This window comes from Microcystis sp. LSC13-02, assembly GCA_002282935.1.
GTDB lineage: Bacteria > Cyanobacteriota > Cyanobacteriia > Cyanobacteriales > Microcystaceae > Microcystis.
This window is the reverse complement of sequence record MTBT01000261.1, coordinates 1-19,845: the sequence shown is the minus strand read 5'-3', so window position 1 is coordinate 19,845 and position 19,845 is coordinate 1. Positions and strand designations below refer to the sequence as shown.

Annotated in this window: 24 protein-coding genes and 4 pseudogenes; 15 read left to right on the top strand and 13 right to left on the bottom strand. The window is 42.1% G+C overall.

Translation table 11 applies throughout. The annotated features are described in order from the left end of the window. Positions 1 to 182, top strand: a pseudogene (locus tag BGL89_RS16715) (hypothetical protein); the annotation flags it as partial. Between the two features lie 142 nt (positions 183 to 324). Here BGL89_RS16715 and BGL89_RS16710 read toward each other — a convergent pair. Then, positions 325 to 1,125, bottom strand: coding sequence for an Rpn family recombination-promoting nuclease/putative transposase (locus BGL89_RS16710; protein ID WP_286826664.1), 801 nt, complete (start codon positions 1,123 to 1,125; stop codon positions 325 to 327). 40 nt (positions 1,126 to 1,165) lie between these two features. Between BGL89_RS16710 and BGL89_RS16705 the strand changes: the two genes are divergently transcribed. The 7 genes from BGL89_RS16705 (at position 1,166) to BGL89_RS16675 (ending at position 9,721) form a co-directional block, all read left to right on the top strand. After that, positions 1,166 to 2,053: a S66 peptidase family protein gene (locus BGL89_RS16705; RefSeq protein ID WP_286826663.1), complete on the top strand. Its 888-nt coding sequence runs from the start codon at positions 1,166 to 1,168 to the stop codon at positions 2,051 to 2,053. 64 nt (positions 2,054 to 2,117) lie between these two features. Further along, positions 2,118 to 3,095 carry an SDR family oxidoreductase gene (locus BGL89_RS16700; protein WP_286826662.1) on the top strand — a complete coding sequence of 326 codons (978 nt, stop codon included), beginning with the start codon at positions 2,118 to 2,120 and terminating at the stop codon, positions 3,093 to 3,095. Positions 3,096 to 3,118: 23 nt separating this feature from the next. Then, positions 3,119 to 4,036 (top strand): NAD(+) kinase, encoded by a 918-nt coding sequence (locus BGL89_RS16695; RefSeq protein WP_046663339.1) that lies wholly within the window; start codon positions 3,119 to 3,121, stop codon positions 4,034 to 4,036. Between the two features lie 72 nt (positions 4,037 to 4,108). Beyond that, on the top strand, positions 4,109 to 4,897 hold the full coding sequence (locus BGL89_RS16690; RefSeq protein ID WP_286826661.1) for an ion transporter: 789 nt from the start codon (positions 4,109 to 4,111) through the stop codon (positions 4,895 to 4,897). Between the two features lie 184 nt (positions 4,898 to 5,081). Next, on the top strand, positions 5,082 to 6,104 hold the full coding sequence (gene hemF, locus BGL89_RS16685; RefSeq protein WP_286826660.1) for an oxygen-dependent coproporphyrinogen oxidase: 1,023 nt from the start codon (positions 5,082 to 5,084) through the stop codon (positions 6,102 to 6,104). A 262-nt stretch (positions 6,105 to 6,366) separates the two neighbouring features. Further along, positions 6,367 to 7,341: a tRNA lysidine(34) synthetase TilS gene (gene tilS, locus BGL89_RS16680; RefSeq protein ID WP_286826659.1), complete on the top strand. Its 975-nt coding sequence runs from the start codon at positions 6,367 to 6,369 to the stop codon at positions 7,339 to 7,341. A gap of 79 nt (positions 7,342 to 7,420) precedes the next feature. Beyond that, positions 7,421 to 9,721, top strand: coding sequence for an ATP-dependent helicase (locus BGL89_RS16675; protein ID WP_286826658.1), 2,301 nt, complete (start codon positions 7,421 to 7,423; stop codon positions 9,719 to 9,721). Here the strand turns inward: BGL89_RS16675 and BGL89_RS16670 are convergent. From BGL89_RS16670 to BGL89_RS16655, 4 genes are all read right to left on the bottom strand, one after another. Beyond that, a complete protein-coding gene (locus BGL89_RS16670) occupies positions 9,686 to 9,925 on the bottom strand; it encodes a DUF6737 family protein (RefSeq protein WP_286826657.1) in 240 nt (79 codons plus the stop codon). The two genes, BGL89_RS16675 and BGL89_RS16670, sit on opposite strands and share 36 nt — an antisense overlap. A gap of 100 nt (positions 9,926 to 10,025) precedes the next feature. Next, on the bottom strand, positions 10,026 to 10,907 hold the full coding sequence (locus BGL89_RS16665) for a 4-hydroxybenzoate solanesyltransferase (RefSeq protein ID WP_286826656.1): 882 nt from the start codon (positions 10,905 to 10,907) through the stop codon (positions 10,026 to 10,028). A 169-nt stretch (positions 10,908 to 11,076) separates the two neighbouring features. Next, a complete protein-coding gene (locus BGL89_RS16660; protein WP_286826655.1) occupies positions 11,077 to 11,574 on the bottom strand; it encodes a DUF427 domain-containing protein in 498 nt (165 codons plus the stop codon). Positions 11,575 to 11,718: 144 nt separating this feature from the next. Next, complete coding sequence (locus BGL89_RS16655) at positions 11,719 to 12,234, bottom strand: DUF1499 domain-containing protein (protein ID WP_286826654.1); 516 nt, start codon at positions 12,232 to 12,234, stop codon at positions 11,719 to 11,721. 70 nt (positions 12,235 to 12,304) lie between these two features. Here BGL89_RS16655 and BGL89_RS16650 point away from each other — a divergent pair, with 70 nt between their 5' ends. Then, on the top strand, positions 12,305 to 12,508 hold the full coding sequence (locus tag BGL89_RS16650) for a ssl0294 family protein (protein ID WP_002737727.1): 204 nt from the start codon (positions 12,305 to 12,307) through the stop codon (positions 12,506 to 12,508). Positions 12,509 to 12,582: 74 nt separating this feature from the next. Here BGL89_RS16650 and BGL89_RS16645 read toward each other — a convergent pair whose 3' ends face one another. After that, positions 12,583 to 13,047 (bottom strand): SRPBCC family protein, encoded by a 465-nt coding sequence (locus BGL89_RS16645; RefSeq protein ID WP_002778570.1) that lies wholly within the window; start codon positions 13,045 to 13,047, stop codon positions 12,583 to 12,585. A 445-nt stretch (positions 13,048 to 13,492) separates the two neighbouring features. Further along, positions 13,493 to 13,741, bottom strand: a pseudogene (locus tag BGL89_RS16640) (hypothetical protein). 323 nt (positions 13,742 to 14,064) lie between these two features. Between BGL89_RS16640 and BGL89_RS16635 the strand changes: the two are divergent. The 5 genes from BGL89_RS16635 (at position 14,065) to BGL89_RS16620 (ending at position 15,147) form a co-directional block, all read left to right on the top strand. Next, entirely contained in the window at positions 14,065 to 14,262 is a 198-nt protein-coding gene (locus BGL89_RS16635) for a type II toxin-antitoxin system HicB family antitoxin (protein ID WP_286826653.1), read from the top strand. Positions 14,263 to 14,267: 5 nt separating this feature from the next. After that, positions 14,268 to 14,549 (top strand): DUF6972 family protein, encoded by a 282-nt coding sequence (locus BGL89_RS21530; protein ID WP_502692638.1) that lies wholly within the window; start codon positions 14,268 to 14,270, stop codon positions 14,547 to 14,549. Position 14,550: 1 nt separating this feature from the next. Then, a complete protein-coding gene (locus tag BGL89_RS21525; protein WP_502692640.1) occupies positions 14,551 to 14,607 on the top strand; it encodes a hypothetical protein in 57 nt (18 codons plus the stop codon). Continuing rightward, on the top strand, positions 14,597 to 14,824 hold the full coding sequence (locus tag BGL89_RS16625; RefSeq protein WP_502692639.1) for a hypothetical protein: 228 nt from the start codon (positions 14,597 to 14,599) through the stop codon (positions 14,822 to 14,824). The genes BGL89_RS21525 and BGL89_RS16625 overlap by 11 nt, the downstream gene beginning before the upstream one ends. Positions 14,825 to 14,988: 164 nt before the next feature. Continuing rightward, positions 14,989 to 15,147 carry a type II toxin-antitoxin system Phd/YefM family antitoxin gene (locus BGL89_RS16620; protein WP_004159063.1) on the top strand — a complete coding sequence of 53 codons (159 nt, stop codon included), beginning with the start codon at positions 14,989 to 14,991 and terminating at the stop codon, positions 15,145 to 15,147. Between the two features lie 212 nt (positions 15,148 to 15,359). On the opposite strand, the gene BGL89_RS16615 is transcribed toward BGL89_RS16620, so the two are convergent. From BGL89_RS16615 to BGL89_RS16590, 6 genes and pseudogenes are all read right to left on the bottom strand, one after another. After that, entirely contained in the window at positions 15,360 to 15,788 is a 429-nt protein-coding gene (locus BGL89_RS16615; RefSeq protein ID WP_286826650.1) for a type II toxin-antitoxin system VapC family toxin, read from the bottom strand. A 2-nt stretch (positions 15,789 to 15,790) separates the two neighbouring features. Beyond that, entirely contained in the window at positions 15,791 to 16,051 is a 261-nt protein-coding gene (locus BGL89_RS16610) for a hypothetical protein (protein ID WP_286826649.1), read from the bottom strand. Positions 16,052 to 16,219: 168 nt separating this feature from the next. Then, a pseudogene (locus BGL89_RS16605) lies at positions 16,220 to 16,348 on the bottom strand (putative toxin-antitoxin system toxin component, PIN family); the annotation flags it as partial. Between the two features lie 75 nt (positions 16,349 to 16,423). After that, positions 16,424 to 16,771 (bottom strand): putative toxin-antitoxin system toxin component, PIN family, encoded by a 348-nt coding sequence (locus BGL89_RS16600; RefSeq protein ID WP_286826648.1) that lies wholly within the window; start codon positions 16,769 to 16,771, stop codon positions 16,424 to 16,426. Further along, the gene (locus BGL89_RS16595) at positions 16,764 to 17,012 is read right to left on the bottom strand and encodes a hypothetical protein (protein WP_286826647.1); all 249 of its coding nucleotides are present in this window, start codon (positions 17,010 to 17,012) and stop codon (positions 16,764 to 16,766) included. The genes BGL89_RS16600 and BGL89_RS16595 overlap by 8 nt, the downstream gene beginning before the upstream one ends. 235 nt (positions 17,013 to 17,247) lie before the next feature. Next, complete coding sequence (locus BGL89_RS16590) at positions 17,248 to 19,560, bottom strand: transglutaminase TgpA family protein (RefSeq protein ID WP_286826646.1); 2,313 nt, start codon at positions 19,558 to 19,560, stop codon at positions 17,248 to 17,250. Positions 19,561 to 19,784: 224 nt separating this feature from the next. On the opposite strand from BGL89_RS16590, the pseudogene BGL89_RS21520 reads away from it, so the two are divergent. Then, a pseudogene (locus BGL89_RS21520) lies at positions 19,785 to 19,845 on the top strand (transposase); the annotation flags it as partial.

The window sequence follows — 19,845 nt, the reverse complement described above, 5'->3', positions numbered from 1 at the left end:
TAAAGAAGCAGCATCCCGTGAAGCGTCAACCCCATTCAGCGACCATCTTAAAAAGGTGGCGTGGTGAGGAATCACCGTCCGTTTACGGCGGCGAGGATGTCAAAAGTATTTCTCTTATTTTTTTGTCCAAGGCCATTTTGTTCCCATCTCGGTTAAAGCTGAAAAAACTAGATAGAGAATGAGAAGGGCAACACAAAAGAGAAAAGTCAATAAGTCGTTATTCATCGAGTTATCGCTGATAGCCTAAAGGTCACTGATTCGCTACTATTCATTTTACCACTACTTAGCAATTACTGCTTTTCTAGACTGTTTAAACAGGATTGATTATTGTTGCTGTTGTGCCAAATAGTTAAGCACTGTTTCCAGATTCAAGTCTAAGCGTTCCGAGATTTGTTGCGGGGTTAAACCGAGGTCTTGCAGTAGAGGAATTGTTTTCAATTTTTGCAAGTTTATTCCCTGTTCAATTCCATCTCCAAAAGCTTCTTGATAGAAACGAGTTTGTTTTAGGTCTTGCAGTTCCAACATAGCTTCAATTTCCTCTCGACTTTTTTGGGGTAATTTATAAATGATTATCGTTTCGATTAAATCAATGACATTTTTCTGTACTAAGCGATCGCTCACTTCTCTTTGAGCCTGTTTAATTAAAATCTTAGCAGAATTGATAGCTTGACTCTCACTTTCCGTAACCAATTTGATCATGGCGATCGCTAAGGAAGGAGTCTCGTCATTTGCCAATTCATCCAGATAGATTCTTTTAACCCTTGCTAGGGATAAAAAATCGGCAAATTGCGGGGGATGTTCTCGCTCAATTTCTCGGCTAGGATAAATTACAACTATCTGCCAGGGTGACACAGGTTTATACTGTCTAAGATATAAGAAAAGTTCCGAAAATAATCGATAATATAGGTCTTCATCCTTTTGAAACTGCACTTCTACCAGATAAAAGGGCGAATTTTCTAGATGATCGAGCGGCAAAAATAAACCATCCAATCGAAAAGCTAGTTGTTTAACTTCTTGGGAAGTAAATCGATAATTGCTAACCATAGCATCCGTTCGCTCAATTAATTCAAAGAACGAATCGGGAAAATCGAGAAACATTCGATAAAATATGCTGTCAGTTTTCATGCTGCCACAAAATTGCCTGTAATTTCAGCTTAATCTGCCTATGATCATCCCATCGTTTCTGCAACCCGGTGCTAAAGTTTCTCTGGTGGCCACCAGTGGAGCCGTCAAGGAATTAGCCGCCCTAGAAAAAGGCGTAGAAATCTGGCGATCGAGGGGTTATCAAGTGGAATTTAGCGAGAATTGGGCCAATCGTCTCGGTTATCTCGCTGGTAGCGACGAGCAACGTCGTCAAGCTTTAGCCCAAGCATGGCAAGATCCCGATTGTCAAGCAATTCTCTGCGCTAGGGGGGGTTACGGTAGCGCTCGCCTCTTGGAAAATTGGACATGGGCAAAAACTAACCCGAAATGGTTAATCGGTTTTTCCGACGTGACGGGGATTTTATGGAGTTTAGCGAAACAGGGTATTTGTAGCGTTCACGGGGCAGTTTTAACCACCTTAGCCCAAGAAAGTCCCCAATCAATTGATCGCCTCTTTTCTCTTCTGGAAGGTCGTCCTTTAGCCCCTCTTGTCGGTCAAGGTTGGGGTGGGGGCAAAGTGCGGGGACGCTTATTACCAGCTAATTTAACCGTAGCCACCCATCTCCTCGGAACCTCGGTTCAACCCACCCTAGAGGGGGTAATTTTAGCCCTAGAGGACGTAACCGAGGCCCCCTACCGGATCGATCGAATGTTAACTCAGTGGCGAATGCTGGGCATTTTCTCCCAAATTAAAGGCATTGCTCTCGGTCGTTTTAGCCGTTGTCTGGCAGCCCCCGACAGTGATAGTCAAACCGTAGAGGAAGTCTTAAAAGAGCGTTTGGGCGATTTAGGCATTGCGGTTATTGCTGAGTTACCTTTCGGTCATGATGGCGATAATGCCGCTTTACCGGTGGGAACAATGGTAGAACTGGACGGGGATCGGGGAATCTTAGAATTTTTCTATCCCTAATGATCCACTTTTTTGATAGTATCTTAGAGAAGTGTTAACAAATGTAACAAAAAATTAATTATAGATGAAAGTATTAGTTGTCGGTGCGACAGGAACCCTAGGGCGACAGATCGTGCGTCATGCCATCGATCAGGGACATCAAGTGCGTTGTTTGGTACGCAGTCAGAGAAAAGCGGCTTTTTTGAAGGAATGGGGCGCAGAATTAGTCGGGGGAACCCTACGGGATAAGAGTACCATTATTGCCGCTTTAGAGGGAATGGACGCGGTGATCGATGCCGCTACTGCCCGGGCGACGGACTCAGCCAGCATTAAACAGGTGGATTGGGATGGTAAAGTTAATCTGATTCAAGCGGCCAAAACTGCGGGAGTTGATCGCTTTATTTTCTTTTCGATTCTCAATGCCGAAAAATATCCCAACGTGCCTTTAATGGAGATAAAACGCTGTACCGAGAAATTTCTAGCAGAATCGGGGTTAAAATATACAATTCTGCGTCCCTGTGGCTTTATGCAGGGTTTAATCGGTCAATACGCCATCCCGATGTTAGATAATCAAACGGTCTGGATCACGGGGGAAAGTACAGCAATCGCCTACATGGACACCCAAGATATCGCCAAATTCGCCGTTCGCGCCCTAGAAGTCCCCGAAACCGTCGGTCAATCCTATCCTGTGGTGGGCAGCAAAGCTTGGAAAGCTGAAGAAATTATCGAAGTTTGCGAACGCTTATCGGGTAAAGAGGGGAAAATTTGGCGTTTACCCATGGGATTACTGCGTTTTATGCGGGGAATAAGCCGTTGTTTCCAATGGACTTATAATATATCTGACCGACTAGCTTTTGCGGAAGTTCTCGCTAGTGGTCAAGCTCTTGATGGCCCAATGGAAGAAGTTTATCAAGTATTTGGCCTTGATCCGAGTCAAACAACTACTTTAGAATCCTATTTACAAGAATACTTTAGCCGCATTCTCAAGAAGCTCAAGGAAATCGACTTCGAGAAACAAAAAGCTCAGAAGAAGAAGAAAACTCCTTTCAAAAAGAAAGCGTGAACCAGCAGTAGGAAAATTTGTCAATGCCCAAAATCGGCATTATTTACAACGATATTAAGCCTATCGCTTGTAAAACAGCCCATCAGATACAAGATCAGCTACTTTCTTTAGGTTGGCAGGTGTTTATGGCTACTGGCAGCGGTGGCCTGCTAGGCCATTCCAAACCCTCTCGTCCGGTTTGTTTTACCCCGATCGATCAGTTAGTCCCCCCCCACTTCGATCAGGATTTAAGTTTTGCGATCGTGTTGGGGGGCGATGGTACAGTCCTATCGGCGGCCCGGCAGTTGGCCACCCTCAATTTGCCCCTGTTAACGGTCAATACGGGACACATGGGCTTTTTGACCGAAATTTACCTAAATCAGCTTGAACCCGCCTTAGAGCAGGTTTTAGAAGGGAATTACACCATCGAAAATCGCTCGATGATCACGGTGCGACTGTTTCGCGAAGATACCCTCCTCTGGGAGGCACTTTCTCTCAATGAGGTGGTCGTCCACCGGGAACCCCTCACCAGTATGTGTCATTTTGAGATTCAAATTGGTGAACACGCACCCGTCGATATCGCTGCCGATGGGGTGATTCTCTCCACTCCTACCGGTTCTACTGCCTATGCTCTCAGCGCCGGGGGCCCAGTAATAACTCCTGATGTGCCGGTATTACAATTAGCCCCGATTTGTCCCCATTCTTTAGCTTCGAGGTCTTTGGTATTTTCTGACAAGGAAACGGTAAATATTTTCCCAGCAACTGCTAATCGGATGGTGATGGTAGTGGACGGTAATGGCGGTTCTTATATCTTGCCAGAAGATCGAATTAATGTGCAGAAATCGCCCCACCAAGTCCATTTTATTCGCCTGCAATCCACGGAATTCTTCCGCATCCTCCGGGAAAAATTGGGTTGGGGTTTACCTCATATTGCTAAACCAACTTCGGTGGAATTACCTTAATCAGTGAGCCGTGATCAGTTATCAGATGTGAGCTTTCAGTTCACTGATTACTGGTTACTGATAGCTTAATTTATGATCCCTTTTCGTGCCAAAATAGCTTTTTATTTAGAGGATGTCACCACGGCGATCGGACTGACGGTAAATCTGCTTATCTTGGCATTAATTTTACTATCTTTGGGGATTTATGTGGCTCAAACCTATCCCTTATCCGTCACTTGGCAAATGTGGTTACGTCAGCTTGATTGGGGAATTTTAAGCTTATTTTCTCTAGAGTATTTAATTCGGTTTTGGTGTGCGGAATCAAAACTAGGCTTTGTTTTTAATATTTTTTCCATTCTAGATTTATTGTCAATTTTGCCCCTATTTTTTGGTTTTTTTGATATTAGGTTTTTTAGAATTTTTCGCTGGTTTAGAATTTTGCGAGTGATTCGTTTTTTTGGTTCCGATCTCTCTATTTTTCGGATTAAAACTTCCGATCAGATAGTATTTACTCGCATATTACTAACTCTATTTTCGATTATTTTTGTCTATGCAGGTTTAATTTATCAGATCGAACACCCAATTAATCCCCAAGTTTATCGGACATTTTTTGATGCTTTTTACTTTGCTGTCGTGACTATGACTACCGTGGGATTTGGGGATGTAACTCCCCTTTCTGATGGGGGCAAAATGGTGGCAGTTTTAATGATTTTAACGGGAGTTTTGTTAATTCCCTTGCAAATTAGCGATCTGACTAAACAACTATTAAAATCTGGCACTCAAATTGATTATCCTTGTCCAGATTGTGGTTTACCCCGTCACGATATAGATGCCAATTTTTGTAAAAACTGTGGGGCAAAACTCTTAAAAAAACCTGATTGAGACTAATTCTGGCGAAATTCAGGAGCCGGTCGCCGGTCGTCAGGAGATTATTTTTATTTATTCTCCCCACTCCCCCACTTCCCCACTTCCAATCCGTCTAAATGTTAAGTTAAGTATCGAAGAGCGTCCGTTTCATCACCCAGTAGTAATATAATCACTGAGTTATCAACTTTGATCCTTGAGTATGACTGCATTCACCACAACCCCCACCCTTGCCAATTTGCCCGCCAGTGACAGCCGTAGCCGCGTCAGTGAATTTATGAAATCCCTACAGGATGAAATTTGTCAGGGATTAGAAGAAGTGGATGGACAAGCAAAATTTATCGAAGATAGTTGGCAACGGCCCGAAGGTGGCGGCGGACGTTCGCGAGTTTTGCGGGAAGGGGCAATTTTTGAACAAGCAGGGGTGAATTTTTCGGAAGTTTGGGGGAAAGAATTACCTCCTAGCATTGCCAAACAACGGCCCGAGGCTGCTGGTCATGAATTTTATGCCACGGGAACCTCGATGGTCTTGCATCCTCGCAATCCTTATATTCCCACAGTTCACCTCAATTATCGCTATTTTGAAGCAGGTCCGGTTTGGTGGTTTGGCGGTGGCGCTGATTTAACTCCCTACTATGCTTTTGAAGAAGATGCTAGTCATTTTCACCGCACTTTTAAACAGGTTTGCGACCAACATCATCCCGAATATTATCCCGTTTTTAAACGCTGGTGTGATGAATATTTTTATCTCAATCATCGTCAGGAAGCCAGAGGCATCGGCGGGATTTTCTTTGATTACCAAGACGGTTTAGACCCTCTCTATCGTGGTCCTTTTGCCGAAAGTGATGCCGCTATCTATTCAGAAAAATTATCTCCCCAACAACCCCGCAACTGGGAAGAAATTTTTAGTTTCATTAATGACTGTGGCCGGGCTTTTCTACCCGCTTACGTTCCCATTGTCCAGAAACGGCACTCGACGGAATACGGTGACAGAGAACGTCAGTTTCAACTCTATCGTCGCGGTCGTTATGTAGAATTTAATTTAGTTTATGATCGTGGCACAATTTTTGGGCTGCAAACTAACGGTCGTACCGAGTCGATTTTGATGTCTTTACCTCCTTTAGTCCGTTGGGAATACTGTTATCAACCTGCACCAAACACCCCAGAAGCAAAACTCTATGATGTCTTCCTAAAACCCCAAGATTGGGTTAATTGGCAAGCTTAAATCAGTTATCAGTTACCAGTTACCAGTTATCAGTTATCAGTTATCAGTTATCAGTTATCAGTTATCAGTTATCAGTTATCAGTTATCAGTTATCAGTTACCAGATTTGAGTTTTAAGTGAGCATTATGTATTAAGTGAGCAGTATTAAATAGCAGTTTCCTACTGTCTTTTCACTGTTTACTGATCACTGATTACTGTTCACTGTTCACTGTTCACTGAAAATACTTTCCACACCCTTGTCAAGTAAATAAATCTAAAAATTTTGGCTAATTTTTGGACACCTCTCCATACTCGTCTGGAAACCACGGTGAAAAAGGGACAATTACTACCTAAAAATGCGTCTCTGTTAGTGGCATTGTCGGCAGGTCAGGATTCCCTCTGTTTAGGGCAATTATTGCTGGATTTGCGCTCTCGTTGGGGTTGGCAACTAGCGATCGCTCATTGTGATCACCGTTGGTCCTCCGACCGAGGATTAGTCACTCATGTGCAGAAAATCGCCGAAATTTGGCAATTACCTGTTTATATTACCACCGCACCCCCCATGGCGGAAACTGAAGCCAAGGCCAGACAATGGCGTTATCAAGCTTTACAAACAATAGCCCAAGAACAGGGTTTTAATTATCTTCTCACGGCACACACGAGGAGCGATCGAGCGGAAACTTTTCTTTATAATCTCATGCGCGGGGCAGGTAGTGATGGACTTTCTGCCTTAACTTGGTTGACAAGTTTAACCCCAGATATTTTTTTAGTCCGTCCCCTCTTAAATGTCACTCGCGGGGAAACTTTCGCTTTTTGTCAAAGTCGAGAATTACCGATCTGGTACGATCGAGCTAATGAGAATTTACGCTATGCTCGCAATCGCATCCGTCAGGAATTATTACCCTACCTGCAAACTAATTTAAATCCCCAAATCGAAAAACATCTCGCCCAAACTGCCGAAATTTTGGAAGCAGAAAGCGATTATTTAGATAGTATTGCCCAGGATATTTTTCGCCAGGTTATCGATCTAGATCAACAAAGACTCGATCGCTCCCCTTTACAAATTCTACCTCTAGCGATACAAAGACGAGTGATTCGTTTATTTTTGGCTCAATATTTACCCTCATCCCCTAATTTTGCCGAAGTTGAGTCAGTGGTTAATCTCATTACCGGTGTTAATCGCGATGCCACTTCCTCCTTAACCGGCAAAATTCGGGTAGAAGTACAACAAAATTGGCTACATATCAGTGATCAGTGATCAGTTATCAGATTACAGTTTTAAGTGGACAGTGTTAATAGTAATACAATTAAACTAAAAATAAAATTGGCGTAGAATAATGAGCGAAACTAAAGTAATTGATCGAGAAAGTTTACTGGTCAATCTCCGGCAACAACTGCGAGCCGGACAACAGGAATTAGCCGATTGGCAAGGGGGAAAAATGGCCATTTCTGCGGTGCCGGGGGCAGGAAAATCCCACAGTTTGGCCGTAGCTGCCGCTATGGTTATTGCTCGTGAGCAACTTCATGCTAAAAAACAGTTAATTATTGTCACCTACACGCGCTCGGCTGCCGCTAGTATTAAAGCTAAAATTAAACAACGCTTGCAAGATTTACAACTTTCAGCGCAGGGTTTCAGCGTCCAAACTCTGCACGGACTGGCCCTACAATTGGCCCGTCGTTACCCGGAATTATCGGGATTATACCTCGAATCTTCTACCTTAGTTATTCCGACTCCTAGCCACAGAATTATTAGAAACTCGGTGGAAAAATGGCTAATTACTGACCCAATTCGTTATCAAAAGTTATTAGAAGGAGTGGAATTTGATGGGGAAGAAACAGAAAGATTACGCCGTCAATCGGTGTTGAGAACCGAAATTTTACCTAGTCTTGCCTATACGGCCATTCATGAGCTAAAAAGTTCGGGATTATCACCGCAGCAAGTCTGGGAATTAAGCCACTACACCGACGATAATTATCAAATTCTCGCTATTGCTAGTGGTTTGTACCAACAGTATGAAATCCTGATGCGTCAGAAAAACTATATAGATTATGATGACATGATTTTAGGAGCCTTGCGAGTATTAGATGAAGAAAAAATTCGCCGACAATGGCAAAAATCTGTCTTTGGAGTCTTTGAAGATGAGGCACAGGATTCTAGTCCTCTCCAAGAAAAACTAATTACTATTTTAGCAAAAAATAATGACGGTGAAATACCTAATTTAATTCGCGTGGGCGATCCCAATCAAGCGATTAATTCTACCTTTACCCCTGCCGATCCTGTTTACTTTAATTGGTTTTGTGAAAGTTGTCAAAACGAAGGCAATTTATCGACTATGAACCAAGCAGGTCGCAGCAATACTAGAATTATTGAAGCTGCTAATTTAGTTTTACAATGGGTCGATCGAGATTGGAAACAGGGGAAAGATAATCATAAAGTTACCGAGGCTCCTTTTCGAGTTCAAGCGATTCTTCCCGTCAGTGCCGAAGATTCCCAACCTAATCCAGTTAAGGAGGGAAAAGGATTAGAAATTTATCAACCCGATGACATTTATCAAACAGTGGAATTAATTGAAAAACGTCTAGTTAAATTACTCCAAGAAAATCCTCAACATAATGCGGCTATCCTCGTTAGAGAAAATCGACAGGGACACTTTTTTGCTCAAAAATTTGCCCATTTTTATAAAAGTTATCAAATCAGACTTTTTGAAGCTAACGAGATTGATCGCTTTTCCCAAATTCCCGCCGAAATGCTGAAACTATTAGCTTTTGTCGAACGTCCCCACTCTCCCGATTATCTCAAGGGGGCTTTAGAAGTGCTACAATTTAGGGGTTTAATTACTGCCCAAGACTTAAATCCTTTAGTTACCTATCCCGAACAATTTCTTTATCCCACTCCCCTCGATCCTGAACTCAAATCTAACGAAAAAATCGCCCGTCGTTATTGCTGCAGTCTATTAAAAGCTAGATTAGAATTACCCCATTATCAACTCTTATCTTTTTTCGCTATGACTCTCCAATATTCGGGGTCAGAATTAGCCACTTTGCAAAAATTAACCGCCCGTATTTATCAGGAAACTGCTGGTAATAGTTCCCTAAAAAATACAATTAATACTCTCAATGAAATTATCGCCTCCGAGCGCTTTGAAGGAGTGGAAGAAGATAACGACGATTGTTATACTCGTCCCGGACAACTGACGATTATTACTATGCACAAAGCCAAGGGTTTAGACTGGGATTATGTTTTTATTCCCTTTCTTCACGAAGATATTATACCTGGTAAACCTTGGGTTCCCAATGGGGCGAAATTTTTGGGAGATTTTACCCTCGCAGAAGTGGCCAGAGCGCAAATTCGAGCAGCGGTTCACCAACGCTATTTAAACCCCGACAGCATACCAATTATTCCCCCACCTTTAAGCGCTTGGTTAGAAGCTGGACAACTTAAAAAAGCTGAAGAATACCGACTTTTGTATGTAGCGATGACGCGAGCAAAAAGACTTTTATGGATGTCGAGTGAAAAAAAAGCTCCTTTTCGTTGGAACACTTTTCGCGGAGATGAAAGTAGTCAATTACAGGATAAAAATCCCTGTCCTGTCTTTCCTGTTTTAATCAATGCTTTCCCCGATTCTTTCTGTGTTTAAATGTTGGTGCAGCGTCCGCGGATAAAGAATTAGGAAGACAAACCACCAAAGGAGTATGGGAATAGATAGGAGTAGAGTTAACCAGAGACGCTGGGTTAAAAACCAACACCCAGCAATCAGGGTAATTCCTGTCAACAAAATAGACCAAGGTTGACACCAACGGGGTTTGTAGTCCCAAACGTTATCGGATTTCGAGTTAGACATTGGTTAAGGTTCGGTAATTTACTAACTCAATTTTAGAGCGATCGAGTTTAAAAAACACCTAGGAAGACCGAAAGAGTAAAAAATTACTCGATTTACTTATTTAAAAATAACTCCCTGCAATCATACCCGCTAATAAAATAAAACCGACCCAAACATTTTGACCGAACATTTGACCATAAACTGGTTTGGGTAAATCCGATTGACGTAACAGCCGGTATTGACGCAACCAAGCGATCGCCGCTAGACCCAACCCTAGCCAAAAAGAGGCTGATAACTGCATTTTTTGCCCCTCCCAAGCCAATAAACCCACTGTTAGGGCAAAAAAGACCCCCACGGCTTCCGGGGCGTATTTGCCGAAAAATATGGCACTAGAGTTAATACCAACCTTGAGATCATCCTCTCGATCGGACAGAGCATAAATTGTATCAAATGCCAATGTCCAAAAAATCACCGCTCCCCATAATATAAATGTATTACTATTTAACGACCCAGTGACGGCACTCCAACAGATTAAAACGGCAAAACCCCAAGCGAGAGAAAGAACCAATTGGGGTACAGGAAAAAAACGCTTGGCCAGAGGATAGCAGATAATCAAGGGAACGGCGGCTAAACATAGGCAAAAACTCAGGAAATTCAGATATAAAGCTAAAATTGCGGCAGAAAAGAAAGCAATCAGAGCGATAATCAGACCAACCTTGATCGATAAAGCTCTGGCCGCTAAAGGACGGTTACGGGTGCGATCGACTTGTGGATCGATATCCCGATCCCAAAGATCGTTAACTACACAGCCGGCGGCGCTAGTGGCCAAAGTTCCCAAAATGATCACCCCGATCAAGGGTAGCGGTGGCACCCCGTCTGCCGCCAAAAATACCGCCCATAAAGCGGGAATCATCAAAATTAACCTACCGGCGGGTTTATCCCAGCGCAAGAGGCGAATAATCGTCATCCAAGTGGGTTCTAGATCGGGTTGGGATATAGTCATAATTTCTCGTCAAAAGTAGAAACTAGGAGTTAACGGTGTGTAGGGTGTGGGGTGTAGGGTGTGGGGTGTAGGGTGTGGGGTGTAGGGAGAACAAAGCTGCCTCTTGCCTTTTGCCTTTTGCCTTTCCTAACCAAGAAGTTAATTTTGCACGACTACTTACTTAACCTGATTACCAGCCCCAACTATTGGGAACGCCTTTAAACGGACCAACCACATCGGAGGTTATCCATCCCCCGTAAAAGTTACCCGGTTGCGCTTGTACTAATTCACCGTCGGCATAACAAGCGGTCATTTTGGCGGGATAAAAAGCCAGATAATCCTTAATTGCCTGAAACTCTGGTGTTGGCTCCGGATAATACCAAGCGGCGTTAATTACCTGTTGGTCGCCAACGGTGATATTGTAATATCCCGCTAGACCTTTCCACTCACAAAAAGACTTTTCTGCTGTCGCTTGCAGGTATTCCATTTTAATATCTTGGGGTGGTAGATAATAAACTGGGGGATGACTGGTTTCTAGAACTCGATAACTGCTTTTAGTATCGGCAATTATCACCCCATTAAAGATAATTTTTAGGTGTTTAGGCGATAATTCTAGGCGCGGGGGACGCGGATAATCCCAGACGGATTCCTGTCCTGCTTTTGCTGGTATCGGTTGGGGACGAAACATAATTTTTCAAGTTTATAGTATTCAATTATCAGTTATCAGTTATCAGTTATCAGTTTTGAGTTTTAAGTTAGCATCATCAAATAGCAGTTTACTGCTCACTGTTTACTGCTCACTGTTTACTGCTCACTGCTCACTGCTCACTGCTCACTGTTTACTGTTTACTGAAAAGAGTTTTCTTAGGGTTTCCACTCGCTCTCGATTGACATTTAAATCCGATTCTCCTAACCGGGAGGCCGAGCGAACATCGATCGCATTTTTGTTAGGATTGAGAGAAAATTCCAGATCATCGACAAATCCCATCCATTGACTGCTAAATTCGGCGTAGAGATAGTTACTATCTTGGTTAATAATTTTAGTTCTCGGTTGGGAAGCGATAATTTTAGCTAATTGCTCGATCGCTTCTTGGCCGCTACCCTGATAACTAAGGGGTTCGATCGAATGAGCCTGATCCTGACTCTGACTACTAACACAATTAGGAGTGACCGGACAAGGGGCCAGTTTACCCTCCCTGACTCCCAAATAATCGGGACGAGTGCCAGCGAATAAACTAACGCTATCGGGAGCAATTAACCTAATTCCTAGCCAGATGAGCAGTATTCCCAGGAAAATAAACGGGGTTAGCCGGAAAGATTTTTTCGCCGTGTCGGAAGTTTCAGTCATGCTAGTCTTACAGAATCACTTCAATTAACTTAACATTGATAGGTGTGACAATATCAGGAGATAGAATAAGATGTTTCTCGATGAATTACAACCCGTTGTTAAAGAACTGATTCAACAACCGATCGCTTTTTTCGGTGGTTTTGCCTCGGGATTACTGCGCTTGAAACTTTCGGACGATCCCCTCAAAAAATGGTTGGAACAGCAGGGATTAGTCAGTTTTAACGACAATAATCAGGATAACGGCAACAGTCCCCAGTCGATCTCGATCGATTAGGGATCAGGGGTTTAGGTGTTGGGGATAAGAGTATTCTCCCATCCCCAACACCCCCCGCTTACCACTGCATCAGCTTAACTTGTTGCTGAAAGTAGATAAATTTCCTCGGCTACTCGTTTTAAGCGTCTTAATTGCGCTTCCATATCCTTTTTCGTCCATTTGGCGGCGAATTGCTGGAATCCCCACCCCACAACTGGATTAGGAATGGCAAACTCAAAACGATTGATTAGACAAGTGCCGCCATCATTGGGTTGACATTCCCAGCGATCGCAACCGCGAAAAAAGCCTTCAAATTGCCAGACAATTAACCCCGGTTCTCTCTCAATCACCGTACTTTTCAGCGTCGGCTGAATTAGGGGAATTTGAATCAAAAAACGACTTCTACCACCGATATCGGTCTTCCAATCGCCGATAGGTTCACAAACTAACACCGGATTCAACCAACGACGCATTAACTCTAAATCCGTGATACAACGCTCCACCGTCGTGGCACTAGCTTTAATCTGAATTGATTGTTCAAATACTTGACAAGATGACATTGATCTGCTTATAAATTGCTGGCTGGAATTAAATATAAGATGAACGTAGGTTGGGTTGAAGCATGAAACCCAACGCCTGCTCATGTTACGCTACCGCTAACCCATCCTACAAATAATTGTGCCTCCCTACTTAAATTGCTGGCTGAGAATTTCAGTAGTCGGACAAAAATAAAGTTAACTGTGCAGACAAGGCAACAGTAAGGGTTTCGGCCTTGATTACATTTCTTAACATAGTCTTGTTTATAGCGTTTCTCATCAAGATGAAGTATAACCTAATTTGCTATGGACGACCGGCGATCGACTCCCCAAAACGAAAACTTCGTACCTCACCATTAAGATAACTGCTCTCAAGCTCACTTTTTCACTAGCTTGAGCAACTCTCGAAAACGTTGGCGTAAACTCTCGATATTAACTGATAATAACATTGGTATCGATAACAAAGCGTTTAGTCATCTTCATTTAAGAGAGATTCTAAAATTTCAGGTGTTAATCCTCTCTCTTCCGCTTTTTGTCCAATAGTATCCATCGTTTTATATAATTTGTCCAGAGATTCTTTTCTAGATAAGGTTGAAGATTGAACATAAAAAGCAATTTTTTCTGCTATTTTTTGACGATCTTCTTCCGTTGCATTTCAATAATTTTGAGCAACGTTTAAGGGAACTTTGATTTTAATTTCTGTTTGATAGTTTGTCATAATTATATTTTCTTAGTTTAGTAGTAAAGAAATTTAGTTGAAATTAATAGCTTCCCTTCAGCCAGCGTTACAGTTTAGAAGTTTCAGTTACTCTAGCGCATTGTTAAACCGATTGTCAAGTTTAGTTACTCTCAATTTAAGATATGTAATTTACTTTGGTTGCTAAAAACCAGAGCCGCTAGTGTAAGTATTCTTCAGTGCCTGGACTAAATCTAGAGATGACGTTGGGGGAAGGATAATGCAGGAACGGTAAATAAATTTGGCTGAGTTGCTTGCTATGATTAGGGGTAATTATTAACACTTCTTAAAGAGCGAGTGGGAAAATGAGGCAAGTCATTGTACATCGAGACGAAGATGGCTATTGGATTGTGGAGTGTCCAAGTCTCAAAGGCTGTGTTAGTCAGGGAAAAACGAAAGAAGAAGCCTTGATTAATATAAAAGAGGCGATTACCGGTTATATTGCGGCTTTAGCGGAAGACGCCCTGCCGATTCCAGCAATTATTAGAAACGCCGAAGTCTAACCATTATGAGCGGAATTAATCGCGAGATTTTTCTTGACACTAAGCATATTTCTAAACATCTACCGAATACTCCACAATCACGGAGATTACTGTTAAGAGGACGAGCTATTCATGTGTTTAAAGATGAAGATACAATGCTACGAGTTATTCAGGCTATCATGGAAAGGGGTGAATACACGGGCAATGTTCGAAACTATGAACGCTATGGGCTATTTTTTGCCGAAGCGATTGGTTGTCGAATTAGCCCAGATGGTTTAAAGTCTTCTTTGATTCTACGGCGAGGTTAAGATTAATGCAAACAACCAATATCACGCAATTCCTCGAACCCGACCTAGTGAAGGATAATTGGCGCTTCCTAGAAGTTTGGGTGGATTCCATGCAGTCCCCTCCCTATATCCTGCTAGTGTTGATCGATGAGACGAGAGGGTGTTATGTCTTCGATCCTGCTGAAAAGTACCGTCTCGTCAAGGCGTTTCCAGATTATGAAGAGGCTCAACTCTGGCTCTTGGAAGATGAATACGAACCGATTGAAGGACGATTATCTAGTGAGGAAAGCGCTTAGATTTGTTTAAACTTGTCGTTTGGAATAAAGTCAGAATATCGCCTGACCAGTGCCGTTAGGGTAAGCGCCGAGATAGTTGCGAATGGAGTCAGGTTTGGGTAATTGGCGCTAGGATTATCGGAGGATTTTCTTTCGGCGCCGGTAGAAAACAATTAGGAGGATTTATGATCCCGGTTAATGAGGCTCAACAAAAGTTGCAGGATTTGATTGATTCAGTGACTGTTTCCCACGAACCCATTATTATTGAGGGATGCGATGGTAATGCAGTTTTGCTATCTGAAGGGGATTGGAAATCGGTACAAGAAACGTTATATCTCCTCTAAGTTTCAGCAACATCTAAAGGAACTTTGATTTCTGTTTGATAATTTGTCATAATTATGCTTTCTCAATTTAGTCCTGAAGATAGTTAGGAGATTGAGGGATTTTAATAAAGGAGAAAATGACAAACTCTACGGCATACAAATAACCCGAAAACTTGCGATCGCCCTTTGGTTGGTAGTAATGGCTTTAGCCATAGATAATAAGAGTAATCGCACTACTGAGGATAAAAAACTCTGATAAAAAATTGATTACGATAACGGCGATAAATATCAAAATCTTTATCTAAAGTGGCAATAGCAGGTATATTTAATCTTTCAGAAATCGCTATTAACGATAAATCAGTGAAATCAGCAGGTAAGTCTTGGTAAATCTGATTTAATTGCTTGATTTTTTGATAATCTTCTGATAGTAAATGTTCAGCAATAAATACTCCCTTTTCTAAGGCTGATAAAAACTCTGTTTGAACTTTTACATCTGGTGCAAGTAACCACATAGTTTCAGTTACACAGCCAACAGTCGTAATTAATTGACTACTACAATTAGCAAAAAAATTAACAACTTGTTGATGATAACGATCACCTTTATTGTAAAATGCGACGATAATTCCTGTATCAATAAAGATAAAGGGGTAATATTCAGTCATAACTATTCATGGCGTTCATGTTTTTGGCGCAAATATTTAGCAATTTTTTCCCTACGAATATCTCTGTCAGACAAGTCTTCTTTTTCGTCTAATAAATGTTCAGGATAACCACCCATTCTTTCTAAAATTGTTGGCGATTTTTTTAGAGTAATCCAATGGTTACGCAAAAGTTTTTTGACTAATTCTTGGCTATTTATTTTTTCTTCTGACAAAATTTCAATTAAATATTTTTCTGATTCATGATCTAGATTAATTGTTAACATGATTGATTAATCCTCCCTTAAAGTTATCAATTATGAATTAGTTAGACAATAGATTTTGATAATTTGTTTCTATTTCTTTTTTAGGAATACTCATAGCATTTAACTAACCAGCGATCGCCTTTTGGTTGGTAGTAATGGCTTTAGCCATACATAATAAGAGTAATCGTCCTAATTGCTGAGTAAAAAATTATTAACAGTAACAATATTGATAGATTGAAAAGGATGTAAAATCAATAAATCTTGATCCCCTGTAATGATTGACTCTGCTTTGCCATTAACGGCTAATTCCAAATATTTATGGTTCTTCGTTACTTGGTATGGTTCGATCAGGGGGCAGAAATCGGAATTGGCAAAAATCGAAGCAATGTCTTTCTATATAAGGGTTTCACCCCTTATAACTCCCGTCCATTGCATAACACAAACCGAAGAACCATATTTATTATCTTTAGTATCTCGACAAATATCCGTCCTAAAGTCTATTTTTGAGACGAACTCAACAGTTTCAGAGAAGTCCAATAAAAATTGTTTGCGTTCATCAAGACTAATATAGCGATCAAATTTTGGTCGAGATAAGACAGTTTCTAGTTCTTGCCAAGTGGCAGGAGATACGATAATAATTCCTAAGTGTTGAGCTTTTTTAAAAGCAGTATTAGGTTTACTCTTGGGCGATAGAACAGAACTAAAAATAACATTGGTATCGATAACAAAGCGTCTATTCATCTTCATTTAAGAGAGATTCTAAAATTTCGGGGGTTAATCCTCTTTCTTGCGCTTTTTGTCCAATAGTATCCATCGTTTTATATAATTTGTCCAGAGATTCCTTCCTAGATAAGGTTGAGGATTGAACATAAAAAGCGATTTTTTCTTCTATTTTTTGGCGTTCTTCTTCGGTTGCATTCCAATAATTTTCAGCAACATCTAAAGGAACTTTGATTCGGATTTCTGTTTGATAGTTTGTCATAATTATATTTTCTTAGTTTAGTAGTAAAGAAATTTAGTCGAAATTAATAGCCTCCCTTCAGACAGCGTTACAGTAAGGCGATGAAATTGATCGGGGATCATTATGCACAGTCCTCTAACCGACAGTTTTACAATTAATACTGTACTTTGAGTGAGTGAATAACGCTGTATTTACTCTACAAGGGAGAAATTAAACCGAAATTTAGAAGTTTCAGTTACTAACTATAGGCTCAAGCTCACTTTTTCACTAGCTTGGGCAACTCTCGAAAACGTTGGCGTAAACTCTCGATATTAGCCGATTTCCCGCCATAACGCCAATCAACGTAGGCGCGAGCAATCTCCTCGATAATATTCGCCACTGGCGGCGGTTGGACGCTGCGGGCGGCGGCGGCGTATTCTAAAGGGGTTTGAGCGGGATGTTTACCATAACCAGCTTCTGTTAAGATTCCTAACATTTGCTGGTATAAACGCTCGATTGGTGGTAGTTTTGCCAACTTGCGACCCCGACGCCAACGATGGAACTGTAGCCATCCTAACCAACCAGCGTAAGCGAAGACGACCCCCACTAAACCGCCGAGAATTCCCCCTAAAAGACTGCCAGAAATAAAGCGCCATAACCATCCCAATAACTTACCGATAGTAACGATAACATTTTCCCAAATCAGACCGAGAAAACCCGTTACTGGAGAGGGCAACCATCCAGCTACCCATTGCCAAAATTGCTTGAGGACACTAAAAGGTTCCGCTTCCTCAAAGGATGGGGGAATTAATTCCCGGCCCGGTATAGGATCGAAAGTGTACCAACCGTAACCAGGGAAAAACACCTCTGTGATGGCGTAAGCGTCCGTATTTTGGACAACATAAAAGCCAGTGAAAGGATTAAACTGGCCAGGGGCAAAACCGGTGGCTAATCGGGCAGGAATACCGATCGAGCGTAACATAATCGTTAACACGGTGGAAAAATGATCGGCGTAACCCCCCTGAAAACGAAACAAAAAGGCCGAGACTAAATCCTCATTTTCGGCTAAAAAGGGCAAATCGGTTTTTAATTCATAGTTTTGCTTCAATGCTTGGGCCAAATATAGGGCCTTCTCGTAGGGAGAGGTTAAAGGTGTGGGAGATTTGGCCAGCAATTCCTCGGTTTTTCGGCGGACTTTCGGGGCAATTTCGGCAGGAATTTGTAAATAATACTTGAGAATAGACTTAGGGTAGGTTTCTGGGGCCGATCGCAGTTGGCTGCGATTGCGTTCCGGCACTTGTGAGATTACAGTATAAGTTAGCCCTTCCGCTAATCCCCCCGGCGACCTTAAGCTATTTTCTCGGTCTAAAGATACCTGTCGAGTAGGAAAAAAGAGATACTGGGGCGAAGCAAGAGCGGGGATAATATTCGGTAAACTGGAGACAATGCTGTAAGTTTGGACTACCTGATGGGTTTTGGCTTGGGTTGCAGGTAACGGCACAAAAAAGCGATAGGACCAACTACTGCGATTTAAATCCTCTAATTCTTGATCTCGTGAGATTTCCCACCCTTGACCAGTATAGCGATCAAAGGCCATGGCGCGCCAGAATCCGGGGGCTTGAGAACGTACCCGCATGACTGTCTGGGGAGTCATACTTCCCCGCAGATTTTGGTTGATTTGGGGGTTAAAACCGTAATAAAAGGTAGAATCTAGCTGTCCTGACCCTGTAGTGGGACTATTACCGCCATTTACGCCACCATTCCCCGTTTCACCCTCGCGCACATAGCCGGGGTTAACGATTTGTCTGTCTCCCTGTTCAAAATCCTGATTTTCCATACCTTCGGGACTATTGACGGGAAAAGATTGAATTTGATAACCCGGAAAACGCGGCATCAGGGCAAAAATTGTCAATCCCAAGAGGAGAATTGTCAGAAAGAAAATCCCGAAACGTTTGGGAGAAAGGGGAGAATTTTGCGGGGAAAATAATTTTTTTGTGGCTAGACGCGGGGGTTTCTTTGAGAAGAAAGGGAGACTCTGATTGAGATTATCTAAGCCTAAACGAGAACGATAGTCTAAAACTAGGGTAGGTAGGGATAAAAGCAGAAAGAGGATTAACCAAGGCGCAAAAGCGAGGGTTTGGGAGATTGTCCCGGCGACTCCCAAGAGAATTAAACCGATTACCATAGAATACCCTAAATCTTTGCGTCGGGGCAGGTCAAAACTATGGAGAATTTGCAGTTGAATTAATAATTGTGTTAAGGCAATGCGACTATCCTGCATCGCAACGATATTACCCAAGAATAGCGCCAACACCACTAACATTCCGATCGCTATACAAAATTTTGCCCCGATATTGCGCTTTTTCCTGCGTCGCCAACTCCAGATTCCGCCGATAATACTGAGAGGAACCGCCCAAATACTGGTATAACTATCAGTAGCCACATCGGTGGCGATAATACCCACGATTACTAAAGCTTGCACCAGAATTCTTAAAATAATCGATTCCTCGGTTTCTGGCAAGGGAGAAGATTCTATCTTTTGCCAGAGGGTTTTTAAGGAAGGTCTTGGACGAGCGGCACTGCTAACCATAGGGTAAATTGGGAGAAGGATCAAAAAGTTAATTTTATCTTAAATGTCGAGTGAAGACCCTCAGTTTCACTGACGGGATGAAACCCCGACCAGTATAAAACAGCGAAGCACGACATTTCGACACATTTCGACAGGCTCAATGTAAGAGCTTCGGTGTTTACAAAATCTTGACAATTTGTGCTATACAGGTTAATATAAAATAAGTTGTTTGAGGTCGATAAACAATGATTGTCTTAGAAATGAAGGCGGTAGTCAAACCAAGTCAGTGTTCTGCCATTGATGAAG